Annotated in this window: 9 protein-coding genes and 1 tRNA gene; 2 read left to right on the forward strand and 8 right to left on the reverse strand. The window is 38.6% G+C overall.

Annotation, left to right across the window (positions count from 1 at the left end; all coding sequences use genetic code 11):
• Window positions 1–435: 435 nt before the first annotated feature.
• Window positions 436–2,154, reverse strand: coding sequence for a methyl-accepting chemotaxis protein (locus ACFPOH_RS11895; RefSeq protein ID WP_390309821.1), 1,719 nt, complete (start codon window positions 2,152–2,154; stop codon window positions 436–438).
• Window positions 2,155–2,157: 3 nt separating this feature from the next.
• On the reverse strand, window positions 2,158–3,330 hold the full coding sequence (locus tag ACFPOH_RS11900; RefSeq protein WP_390309823.1) for an ATP-grasp domain-containing protein: 1,173 nt from the start codon (window positions 3,328–3,330) through the stop codon (window positions 2,158–2,160).
• A 418-nt stretch (window positions 3,331–3,748) separates the two neighbouring features.
• Between ACFPOH_RS11900 and ACFPOH_RS11905 the strand changes: the two genes are divergently transcribed.
• A complete protein-coding gene (locus tag ACFPOH_RS11905) occupies window positions 3,749–3,928 on the forward strand; it encodes a hypothetical protein (protein ID WP_390309825.1) in 180 nt (59 codons plus the stop codon).
• A 251-nt stretch (window positions 3,929–4,179) separates the two neighbouring features.
• Here the strand turns inward: ACFPOH_RS11905 and ACFPOH_RS11910 are convergent.
• A tRNA-Arg gene (locus tag ACFPOH_RS11910) sits at window positions 4,180–4,251 on the reverse strand.
• Between the two features lie 327 nt (window positions 4,252–4,578).
• On the opposite strand from ACFPOH_RS11910, the gene clpP reads away from it, so the two are divergent.
• Window positions 4,579–5,169: an ATP-dependent Clp endopeptidase proteolytic subunit ClpP gene (clpP, locus tag ACFPOH_RS11915; RefSeq protein WP_342581765.1), complete on the forward strand. Its 591-nt coding sequence runs from the start codon at window positions 4,579–4,581 to the stop codon at window positions 5,167–5,169.
• A 256-nt stretch (window positions 5,170–5,425) separates the two neighbouring features.
• Here the strand turns inward: clpP and ACFPOH_RS11920 are convergent, their stop codons facing one another.
• The 5 genes from ACFPOH_RS11920 to ACFPOH_RS11940 all read right to left on the reverse strand — a co-directional run bounded on the left by ACFPOH_RS11920 (window position 5,426) and on the right by ACFPOH_RS11940 (window position 9,082).
• The gene (locus ACFPOH_RS11920) at window positions 5,426–5,683 is read right to left on the reverse strand and encodes an HPr family phosphocarrier protein (protein ID WP_342468709.1); all 258 of its coding nucleotides are present in this window, start codon (window positions 5,681–5,683) and stop codon (window positions 5,426–5,428) included.
• Window positions 5,684–5,772: 89 nt separating this feature from the next.
• Window positions 5,773–6,720 carry a DNA-binding protein WhiA gene (gene whiA / locus ACFPOH_RS11925; protein ID WP_342468708.1) on the reverse strand — a complete coding sequence of 316 codons (948 nt, stop codon included), beginning with the start codon at window positions 6,718–6,720 and terminating at the stop codon, window positions 5,773–5,775.
• A gap of 35 nt (window positions 6,721–6,755) precedes the next feature.
• Complete coding sequence (locus ACFPOH_RS11930) at window positions 6,756–7,700, reverse strand: gluconeogenesis factor YvcK family protein (protein ID WP_342468707.1); 945 nt, start codon at window positions 7,698–7,700, stop codon at window positions 6,756–6,758.
• A gap of 16 nt (window positions 7,701–7,716) precedes the next feature.
• Window positions 7,717–8,598, reverse strand: coding sequence for an RNase adapter RapZ (rapZ, locus tag ACFPOH_RS11935; RefSeq protein ID WP_390309828.1), 882 nt, complete (start codon window positions 8,596–8,598; stop codon window positions 7,717–7,719).
• Window positions 8,591–9,082 carry an NUDIX domain-containing protein gene (locus ACFPOH_RS11940; RefSeq protein WP_390309830.1) on the reverse strand — a complete coding sequence of 164 codons (492 nt, stop codon included), beginning with the start codon at window positions 9,080–9,082 and terminating at the stop codon, window positions 8,591–8,593. Before ACFPOH_RS11940 ends, rapZ begins: the two co-directional genes overlap by 8 nt.
• Window positions 9,083–9,339 lie beyond the last annotated feature (257 nt).

Raw genomic sequence — 9,339 nt, forward strand, 5'->3', positions numbered from 1 at the left:
AAAAATTGGATTCTAAAACGATTTTGGTGGACTTTTTAAAATTACAAGAGGCTTATTACCTAATTTTATAAAAGTTAAATTAAATATTATTTTCCATTAAATGTAACGTTAAGTTGATGACATTGGGTTTTGTCCCAGCCTCTTCTTTTAGCACAATCACAATAAAGCTTACAGAAACTGGTAGGCTTTATGGTCCTGTTCTTTTGGAAAAACAGCTACAGTTGGAATGATCAAATGTTTTTTCGCAAATGTCATGTCGTGCCCAAATTCATCCTCAAAATACTTTTACATCATCAGTAGTATTTTTTCTGTTCTTGTCCTGCTATTGTTTTCCGGCTTCGATTGTTGTCCATCACTGGCGGCCACCCACGCCAAGCCAGTCAAACAGAAGTACGCGCATCTCCACCGCTACATGGCCTCTGATAAAATTTCATTTTAGTTTGTTTCCATTTCACTTGTCTTGAATCGCTTAATCATATCTTGAAGATTGTCAGCCAACAGTTTTAAATCCGCATTTTGTTCTTTCAAGTACTCGATCGTGCTGTTTTGTTGGATGGCAGAAGCGGAAATTTCCTGAGTCGCAGCCACTCCCTGTTCTGAAATGGCCGAAATTTCTTGAATGGACATTAAAATTTTGTCGGATGCTTGATCCAAATCTTCCGTACTTTTCACTATCGTATCAATTCCTTTTGCCAATTGCTCCACCGACTCAAAGATTGAATTGAATAATCGCCCATTATCCTCGACAATCTCAACACCTTTTACAATATCTTCATAATCTTGCTGGTTCAAATTCAGCACGAGATTCGCCTGTTCATTAATTTCAACGATCGCTTTCGATATGGTTTTGATCGATCCATCCGTTTGATTAGCAAGTTTTTGGACTTCCTGGGCAACCACCGAAAATCCTTTGCCCGCCTCTCCGGCACGTGCCGCTTCAATGGATGCATTTAAAGAAAGAAGATGGATTTGTGATGAAATTTCCTGGATAATCTTAATAATTTCATTAATATGTTCTAATTTTTTCCCCAGATTAGACAAGTTCTCTTTACTTACCATGCCATTTTGTTTGATTTTGTTCATTTGTTCGGTGATGATTTCAACTTGGACATTTCCTTTTTCCGCTTGCTGACTCGTTTGATCCGTCAGGTTTTTAATCACCTTCGTTTGTTCATCTACATTGGATATCGATGAGGATATTTCCGATATCATATTGGAAATCCGTTCAATATGGTTGGCTCTTTCTTCGGCCCCTTTCGCCTCTTCATCTGTACTTGTCGCAATCTGCTTAGAAGCCTGATCCAATTCTTCAAAGGACTCCAATAGAGTTTGACTGGTAAGATGGATGCCTTCCGATTTCTCTTTGACATTGTCAATGATGTGACTCAAATTTTTTCTCATTTCTTCAAAGCTGTTTGCCAAAATTCCTATTTCATCTTGGCGATTAATATTTATCGATTGGCTAAGATCTCCGGTAGAAAAGGTTTTCGCATATTGCACCAAACTATTAAGCGGTTTTGAAATCCGATTTCCAATAAATAAAGCCAATAAGATTCCAATAATAATCATCACGGCTGTTACAATTATCGAAATCGTCAATATCCGATTTTCCAACTGGTCGATAAATTTCGCGCTCATATCGATTCCGAAAATGGCTTCCACACCATCATCCTCTAAAGGAAGGAAAAATGATTTATGAACGCCCCATTTATCTCTGTAAATCGGACTCAGAACCGTCTCTTTTTCTTCAAAGGATGTTTTTTGATCCCCCGTAAACGGAGACTCAACCATAAAATCGTCACTGTCATTTAAAGCGACAATGACATCCTTTCCATTTTTTCTGGACAATACATATACATATTCGATTCCCTTTTTCCCTTCAAAAAATGAATCTAATTTCCGCTTCAGCTGCATCCCGTATTTTTCCGGGGATTCCATCGTATTCTTGATTAAATCCGGATCAATCGACTGTGCCAATAATTGCCCATTTTCTTTTAACCGTTCATCAAATTGTGGAATCACATGTTCTTGAATAATGTAATCTGATACATATTTAACAAACCCGAAAAGAATCATTGAAAATATAAGAAACGGAAATAAGAAACTGACAATTAATTGGGTTTTTATCGATTTCTTCCGAGTTATATTTCTCATTCCTTATCTCTCCCTCGATTGCTCCATTTCCTTTAATGCAATAAATGGCCGTAAATCCATTTGCAGTAATTGAAAAAGCTCTTCCATTTTTTCGTTTTTGAAAAACACAACGGCAAACATTCTGTCATTGGTTGCTTGGATTTCTCGGTATTCCAAAATCTGGTTGAATTGTTCTTTGAATGACTGATGATCAATGGATTTTATCAGATTTTGTGAAAGATCCATCGGAATTTCCGCACAGAAGAAACCGTACAAACTTTGGTCCATCTGGCGGAGCACCGCTTCCCAGTCCGGGCTGGTTCCTTGAAAATAATGTTTATACACATTGCAGCCATAAGCATGATAGCCGAGATCCGTCGTTCCGGCCCCGGCAAATCTGAGCGGATTCATTTCAATCGGAATAATCGTTTGATTATGTTTTCTCACTTCAAAGTGAAGCGGAAAATTTTTTAACGGAACGATTTCTCTAAACTTATGCATAAAAGTCAACAGGTCATCATAGATTTCTTCGATCACTTGTTTGGACGTATAGTAGATTCGATCCGACGTATCATATTCGTCTTTGAACACATGCTTAAAAATATTTAAAATCACAGGATTGCCATCTTGATCATAATAACTGTCAACAGCATATTCTTCTCCAAATACCCATTGTTCAATTAATATACTCTCTCCGTTAATCACTTCATTGTCATACATGTTTTTTATAAAAAGCATATCCACACTTAACTTATGTAAGGCTTCCCGCCATTCTTCCGCGCTTTTTACTTTATAGACTCCAACGCTTGAATATCCTTTGCTCGGCTTAATTACAACGGGAAAAGGGATTTCCTCCACCGGAATTTTATAAAGCTCCTCCAGGTTTACCACCTTATAAAAATAATCAGGGTACATTTTAGTAAGGAGTTGACGGAACATTCCTTTATCTTTCAATTGTTTTGCCCAACGATTTTGAACAATGTTTGGAGCATAAGATTCAAGCAATGCCAAGCAGCTTTCCGAATTTGTCAATAACTTTTGATGTTCATCGATGGTAGAGAAAAAACCCTCAGCATCCATTATCTGTAGCGCATCCGGCATTTCCGGGCGGTTACTTTGTTTGAAAACTGGCACATCCAGTTCTTGCAACGATTTGACCAGAATAGGAGAAATGATTTGATCGTCAAGGAGAATCATGTTGAATCACCTTCCTAAAGTTGAGATTCTGCTTTTCCATAAAATTGAAATGTTTTAACGAAAAAATAAGATAAAATGGACAGTCCGCTCTTTTACCTCTCGTTCCGTATACATTCAATATGGCATCTAATCAATCCAATTGCTGAACCACAGCTGTCGCTGGAATCAAACGAAATAAGACCTACTACCGCTGATGAAAAGTCGCGACATTATTCTCGTTCTTTTTTTCGATGAATGGGCCCTTTATCTTATCGTCAAAATGATGAAGAATTTTAGCATTTTAAATGTTTTTTCCTTTTTAGGTAATTTCCTTATTTATTGGAAAATAAAGAATATTGACTAATTAGTTTCCTTCATAAATTGTTGACTATCCTGACCTACTGCCGTTTCTGTTTTTAGAAAATGGAAGATTTGCAAAATGAAATGGAAAGTGGAACTTGTAAAACCACTCAACTGCGAAGATCCGGAAAAGACACATGTATATCGTGCCTCCAGGATGCGAGCAAAGACGGATCATTGGGATGAACAAAGGGGAAATGGATGCAAAATCGGGGAATTAAAACCCTTGAACTTGGATGGGGTTAAAATGGATGGATGAAATCAAAAAAACCTGAAATCAAAATATTTTCCCGACCCATCATTTTAGTTGCGATTGCCAAGGTGCACGTCCTCCGAACTGGGACTGACATGGGATTGCTTGGATTTCAAATACAAAAGGACAAAAAAATCCCAGGACACGCAATGAAGTGACACTGCCATGAAAATAACCGGGCAACATTTTTTCAGGTCCCCGAAAAAATGAAAAACGACTGCAAAAGCAGTCGTATCAAGGAATTTAATATTTTGTAGCGCCCTCGGAGGGAATCGAACCCCCAGTGCAAGAACCGGAATCTTGAGTGTTATCCATTACACCACGAGGGCATATTAATCAACAAAAATTGAACGTATTGCCATTATTTGCATAATTTTAATCATTTTTCATATAATAATACATATGCAACACAGTTTTATTATATGATTACTTACGACTCTAATATTATACACAGGACTGCCAAACAATTCAACCATTAAAACACGAAATAATTATTTATTGCAAAGGAAACTGGATATTTGTAAATTCCATGAATTGCTGTACTTAATATTTGACCATTATTGACTATTATGTGTATGATAAACATACAAGCTGAAACTATTTCTGTTTCGGTACGTAGAAACATAATAACAATTATTGCTTAAGGAGGACATAAAATGAATTTAGTTCCTACAGTCATTGAACAAACAAGCCGTGGTGAGCGCGCTTATGACATCTATTCCCGCTTATTGAAAGACCGCATTATTTTACTTGGCAGCCCAATTGATGATAACGTTGCAAACTCTATTGTAGCACAATTATTGTTCTTAGCTGCGGAAGATCCTGATAAAGATATTTCATTGTACATCAACTCACCAGGTGGATCCATCACTGCAGGTATGGCCATCTACGACACAATGCAATACATTAAACCGGATGTACAAACAATCTGTATCGGTATGGCGGCATCGATGGGTGCTTTCCTCCTTTCAGCAGGCGCAAAAGGAAAACGTTATGCATTGCCAAACGCGGAAGTGATGATTCACCAACCACTAGGCGGTGCCCAAGGTCAAGCTACTGAAATTGAAATTGCTGCAAAACGCATTCTTTTCTTGCGTGACAAATTAAACAAATTGTTGGCTGATCATACTGGCCAACCAATCGAAAAAATCGCGCAAGATACAGACCGCGATAACTTCATGACCGCACAACAAGCCAAAGATTATGGTTTGATCGACCATATCATCTCTTCCAGCGAAGAAAAATAATTTTTGAAAAGAGGTATCATCCATTCGGGTGATACCTCTTTTTTATATTTTGGCAAATTCCATTGGCGGTTATGTACTCCATTCCAGAGGATTTTTGCTCAAGAATGGCGAATTCTTATACAGGATTAGCGGATATCCCGATCAGGCAATGGAGGATTTCCCGGCATGGATCCCTTCTAAAGCGCCGGAAAATAAAAAACTCACAATTCTCGAAAAAGTCTTCGAAAATTGCGAGCGTTTTCAAATTATGAATAAATTAATCTTCTTTTGAAATAAATGATGATAACCCTTCAATAGCCTCGTTTTCATCATTGCCCTCTGCAATCAGTGTTACCGATGTCCCTCTTGCAATAGCCAAGCTCATGATTCCCATGATGGATTTTGCATTCACTTTCTTCTCATCTTTTTGCAAAAAGACATCGGATTTATAGCGGTTTGCCTCTTGAACAAATAATGCTGCTTGCCGAGCTTGCAAGCCGTTTTTCAACTTAACCTCCACTGTGGTTTCAACCATTCTATTTCCACACCCTTTCTAAACCGTTCATCTCATTTTATATTTATCTTATCGAAATTATATGAAAAGAACAATGCGATTCTTTTGAATTATTTTATCACTTTTTCGCCTCGGCGTAACTTTTCGGCAATTTCATCAATTTTTCTCAAGCGATGGTTGATTCCGGATTTGCTGACTGTCCCCGTTGAAATCATCTCACCCAATTCTTTCAACGTCACATCTTGATGTTCAATGCGGAGTCTTGCCACCTCCCGCAATTTTTCCGGCAGTTGGTCGATTCCGATGGTTTGATCGATAAATTTAATATTTTCCACTTGTCTTAAGGCAGCGCCAATGGTTTTATTCAAATTGGCCGTTTCACAATTGACGATCCGGTTGACGCTGTTCCGCATATCGCGAAGAATCCGGACATCTTCAAATTTCAGCATCGCTTGGAAGGCGCCGGTCAAGCCAAGAAATTCGGAAATTTTCTCCGCTTCTTTCAAATAAGTGATATGCCCTTTTTTCCGTTCGATGGTTTTGGCATTCAAGTTAAACTCATTCATCAAATGTGCCAATGCTTCACTGTGTTCTTTGTACATTGAATAGATTTCCAAATGATAGGAAGAGGTTTCAGGGTTATTGACAGATCCTCCCGCCAAAAAAGCGCCTCTCAAGTATGCCCTTTTTTGATTGCTTGTTTTTAATAAGGAGTTGGAAATTGAATGATTTAACTGGAATTCTCCCTGCAATATGTCAAGATCGTTCAAAATCTCGCGCGCACCTTCACGAATGCGGCAAATGTAAACATTATTCTTTTTCAAGCGCATTTTTTTGCGGACCAAGAGTTCAACATTATATGGATAAAGTTTCTTGATAATCGTATAAATTCTTCTGGCAATGGCTGCATTCTCCGTTTGCACATCCAAGATCAGCTGTTTGCTTGAAAAGGATAATGTGCCATTCATTCGGATAATGGCAGAGACCTCAGCCTTTAAACATTGATCGTTTGCCTCAATTTGAGTCAATTCCTTCTTCGTTTCCGATGCAAATGACATTCAAGCCCCCCTCTCATCCTTGACCATGCTTTTTTTCATGAATATTCGAGCAGCCATTCCGCAATGGCTTTTCCCTCATGCCGAACAGCACCATTTTTTATTGTGGCAATATTTTTTTTAATAATTTCTAACCCCAGTTTTTTTAATTCTTCTTCATTTACTCTGACCGGTTCTGCGTTTCGTTCTTTATAGTTTTCTTTAATGGGGGATGGCAAATCGTTGCTGTTGACTAATATGGCATCCAAAAAAGGTGTGCCGACATGGTCATAAATCGCTTTCACATGATCCGCCGCCTGAAACTGATTGGTTTCCCCTTGTTGAGTCATCAAGTTGCAAATATAAATTTTTCTTGCTTTGGATCGGACAATGGTTTCTCCGATTTCTTTCACCAATAAATTCGGAATGATACTCGTATAAAGACTTCCTGGACCGATCAATATGACATCCGCGCTGTTGATTGCATTGATTGCTTCAGGAAGGGGCTTCACATCTTCCGGTACTAAAAAAACGCGTTTAATCCGCTTGTTGGACAATGGGATTTTCGATTCACCCTGAATAATCCGGCCGTCCAACAACTCTGCATGCAAATTGACTTTTGCATTTGCGGATGGAATGACCTTTCCATGCACATTTAATACTTTGCTCATCTCAATGATGGCACTAAAAAAATCACCGGTGATGTCGGTTAATGCGGTCAGCATCAAATTTCCCAAGGAATGTCCGCCCAAGTCCTGGGAATTTGAAAAGCGGTATTGAAACATTTGTTCCAGCAACGGCTCCGTATCAGATAAAGCGGCAATGACATTGCGGATATCCCCGGGAGGAGGAATGTCATAATCATCCCTGAGTCTCCCTGAAGATCCCCCATCATCGGTCACCGTGACAATGGCGGTTATATGAAAGGGATAAAGTTTCAACCCCCGTAAAATGGTCGATAATCCGGTCCCTCCTCCGATGACTACAATATTCAGTTTTTCCATCCAAACAATCCTCTCTTTAAGAACGAATATCCCGGTGGGTTACTTCCGTATGATATTTCTTGCTAAAATATTTTCCAAAATATTCAGTTAATGTAACCGAACGATGTTGGCCGCCTGTGCAGCCAAAGGCGATCACCAATTGCGGTTTCCCTTCTTTGATATATTGTGGAATGATGAAATCAAATAAGTCTTCCAATTTCTTGATTAAAATTTTTGTTTCAGCCGTGTTATAAACATAATCGTAAACTTCCTGGTCCAATCCCGTTTTATTTCTCAATTCTTCAACATAATAAGGATTATTTAAGAATCTTACATCAAAAACCAAGTCCGCATCAATAGGAATCCCGTTTTTATATCCAAAAGATACAACATTTATTGAAAATTTCGGACTGGACGAAAGGGAAAATTCTTCAGTAATACGTTCACGAAGCTCCCGCGGTTTCATTTTTGATGTATTGTAAATGTAACGGGCTCTGCCTTTTAATTCTGAGAGCATTTCCCTTTCTTTTTTGATTCCTTCAAGAGGCAGCCCACCGAGAGCCAACGGATGTTGCCGTCTCGTTTCCTTATATCTTCGGACAAGCGTCTGATCGTCTGCATCCAAAAATAATACCCGCGTATTTACGCTTTTTTCTTTTTCCAACGCATCCAGGGCATCAATGAGGGAATTGAAGAATTCCCCGCCGCGCATGTCCATGACTGCGGCAATTTTTGAAATTCTTTTTTTCGATTGTTTCATCAACGCCAAAAAAGTTGTCAACAATTTGGGTGGCAAGTTATCAATGCAATAATAGCCCATGTCTTCAAAGCTTTGCACTGCCACTGTTTTTCCGGCACCGGACATTCCTGTGATGATCACTAATTCATATTCATATTCTTTTCCATCTTTATCATCCATAAATTTCATCTCCTTCGATTAATTCCATCGAAGACTGATATTTTGCCTCTATCAATTCGTAATCTTTTGTATATACGCAAGTTCCGTACTGAATTCCTTTATTTAACGCACTAAACAACAGGATTTTCCGATCACCTTCCGCCATTGGAAGATGGTGAAGGTCTTCGATTGGGCGCCATTCCAAAATGCCTTCCCTGTTTTCCTTGTCAGGAGTCCCTTCAACACCTGATGCGACAAAGGTAAATAGCATCCATTCATCGATGACTTGGTCGTCTTCTTTGATGACAATTGTATATACCCCTTTTAAATGGGCATTTTTAGGAGTAACATTCGTCTCCTCTTGAAATTCCCTTACCGCCGCTTCTAATATGGATTCTCCGCTCTCCATTTTTCCTCCGGGAGCTACATACCATCCTCTTCTGGGTTTTTTCAGAAGAAGAACTTGTCCATCCTGTATTGCTAATAAGTTGGCAATTCTCTGCATAATCCACACCCCAAATCTTTGTTACTCCTACTTTTATTATACCGTGACTGTTCATTCCGTTACAAAACAATACCTTAATAAACAATCTATAATTTAGAATTTATGATTAGAAGGCTTTTCGTAGAATCTTCAAAAAAAAAGGGCTTGTCTAAAAAGTCCATAAAAACAGAGCGAATGGAGAAAACAATGAGTTTTTCCATTCGCTCTGTTTCCTTATTTTTGAAATTGGTTTGGGAATTTGCGGCCCATTTCAGTAT

Source organism: Ureibacillus suwonensis, from assembly GCF_042655065.1.
GTDB classification, from domain to species: domain Bacteria; phylum Bacillota; class Bacilli; order Bacillales_A; family Planococcaceae; genus Ureibacillus; species Ureibacillus suwonensis.